The organism is Streptomyces sp. WM6386, from assembly GCF_000972385.1.
GTDB lineage: Bacteria > Actinomycetota > Actinomycetes > Streptomycetales > Streptomycetaceae > Streptomyces.
On sequence record NZ_JXTE01000484.1, the window covers coordinates 1 to 458 of the forward strand.

Below are 458 nucleotides of genomic sequence, written 5' to 3' on the forward strand. Positions count from 1 at the left end.
CGAGCGGGGCCGGGGGCTCCGGCACGCTCTACGTCATTTGCCCAGTCTGACCCACAGCGAACCTGTCCTGCACCAGCGGCGCCACGACCATCGTGGCGCCGCTGCCTGCGATGATCCGTCGGCGGAAGCTGCCGGACGCCGGACCAGCCCGGTGAAGCCGGGCCTCCGCCCGCGGACGGCGGCCCACCGTGACCGCGATCGAGCGGCTCCTGGACATCCCTCACGCCACCTTCCACCGGCACTACGCCGACCTGGTCGACGCGCACTTCCGGCCCCGCATCCCGGCGCCAGCCCGGCCTGCGATTCCGCGGGAACCCTCCGGATCCGACGTACGTACGGAAGCCAACCTGAGCCGGCTACGGAAGGAGAACACCGACCTGCGCCGCACCCTCGCCGTGTACGAGGAGGCCATCTGCCGGCTGGTCCTCGAAAACGACGCCCTGCGCGGCGGCGCCGCC

The 458-nt window shown here is 72.5% G+C and carries 1 protein-coding gene; it reads left to right on the forward strand.

The genetic code is table 11. The annotated features are described in order from the left end of the window. Positions 1–188: 188 nt before the first annotated feature. On the forward strand, positions 189–458 hold a 270-nt coding region (locus tag TN53_RS42355), incomplete at its 3' end, for a hypothetical protein (protein WP_046264238.1).